The sequence below is a fragment of the Micromonospora sp. ATA51 genome, assembly GCF_016802855.1.
GTDB classification, from domain to species: Bacteria; Actinomycetota; Actinomycetes; order Mycobacteriales; family Micromonosporaceae; genus Micromonospora; species Micromonospora sicca.
In genome coordinates this window covers 1-1,409 of record NZ_JAEVHJ010000654.1, presented here as the reverse complement: position 1 = coordinate 1,409, position 1,409 = coordinate 1, and the positions used below count along the sequence as shown (strand labels likewise).

Sequence of the window (1,409 nt, the reverse complement as noted above, 5' to 3'; positions counted from 1 at the left end):
TGACCTGACCGCGCCGCTCGGCCTCTCGCAGCCGACGGTCAGTCACCACCTGCGTATCCTCACCGAGGCCGGCTTGCTGGAGCGGGAGAAGCGCGGTGTCTGGGCGTACTACCGGCTGGTGCCGAGCGCGATCGCGACGATCGCGGATCTGCTGACCCCGCCGCGCAAGCGGGCCACCAAGAAGGCCCGCTGAAACCGGACGTGTCCGACGGCCGGATGGTCGCCCCTGCCCGGGGCGACGTCGGGTGGCGTGCCAGGGGTGGCGCCACCACCGGACGGTGACGGCTGCCCGTCATCCGTACCACCCGCAGGTCGAACAGGTCGTTGCCGATGGCCGGCCCCCGCGAGGGGACCGGCCATCGGCGTACCCGGGGTCAGCGACCCTGCTGGCCGTGGCGGCGGTCGTCCTCGCCGTCGACGGCGTCCCGCACCGCGTCGACCACGCCCGCCGCGCTGGCCGCGGCGACCATTGCGGCCGCCTCGCCGCGCTTGCGGGCCCGCCGGTCGCGGAGGAACTCGAAGAAGATCGGCAGCACCGAGACCACGATGATCAGGGCGACCACCGGCAGGATGTACCGGTCGATCTTGTCGCCGATCGCGTTGTAGATCTGGTCGGCGAGCAGGTAGCCGATCAGCAGGATGCCGTCCACCCAGAGGACCGCGCCGACGATGTTCCAGATCAGGAACTGCCGGGCCGGCATGCCGAGCACTCCGGCCACCGGGTTCAGGAACGTACGGACGATCGGGATGAAGCGGGCCAGCACCACGGCCTTCGCCGGGCCGAACTTCTGGAAGTAGTACTCCGCCTTCTCCACGTACTCCCGCTTGAAGAGGCGGGAGTTGGGGCGGTCGAACATCCGGCGGCCGTACCGGTGGCCGAGCCAGTGCCCCACCTGCGCGCCGACGATCGCGCAGAGCGGCCCACCGATCAGCAGGCCGGCCAGCGAGAGCCGGGTTCCGCTGCCGAAGATCGCGTCGGCCACCGGCGAGGCGGCCACGCCGGCCAGGAACAGCAGCGAGTCGCCCGGGAAGAAGAAGCCGACCAGCAGGCCGGTCTCGGCGAAGAGGATGGCCCAGACGCCGATCAACCCGAAGGTGTGGATCAGGTCCTTCGGGTCGAGCGGGTTCAGGGCGATGCTCTCGGAAAGCACCCGGGTCTTCTCTGCTGTGTCCACGGCCACACAGGTTACCGAAGCCCGGTCCGGCGTCGCGCCGGACCGGGTCGGGCGGGCTGTCAGAGGCGCGGGTCGACCGGCTCGGACTCGCAGGCGAGGATGGCGAAGACCAGTTCGTGGCGACGCCACAGCGGGGTGTCCTCGGCGAGCGCGTCCAGGGCGGCCAGGCCCAGGGCGTGCTCGCGCAGGGCCAGGCCGCGCTTGCGGCCCAGCGACCGCTTACGCAGCGCGGCG

General features: G+C 71.5%; 3 protein-coding genes. 1 reads left to right on the top strand and 2 read right to left on the bottom strand.

Features of this window, described 5'->3' with window-relative positions; genetic code table 11:
* Positions 1–193, top strand: a 193-nt coding sequence (locus JNW87_RS38690) for a helix-turn-helix transcriptional regulator (protein ID WP_238455472.1), incomplete at its 5' end; no start/stop codon positions are given.
* A 181-nt stretch (positions 194–374) separates the two neighbouring features.
* On the opposite strand, the gene JNW87_RS38685 is transcribed toward JNW87_RS38690, so the two are convergent.
* Together JNW87_RS38685 and JNW87_RS38680 are read right to left on the bottom strand one after the other, a co-directional pair.
* Positions 375–1,181: a DedA family protein gene (locus JNW87_RS38685; RefSeq protein WP_201749547.1), complete on the bottom strand. Its 807-nt coding sequence runs from the start codon at positions 1,179–1,181 to the stop codon at positions 375–377.
* A gap of 53 nt (positions 1,182–1,234) precedes the next feature.
* Positions 1,235–1,409 (bottom strand): hypothetical protein (locus tag JNW87_RS38680; protein WP_238455473.1); only part of this gene is annotated, 175 nt, incomplete at its 5' end.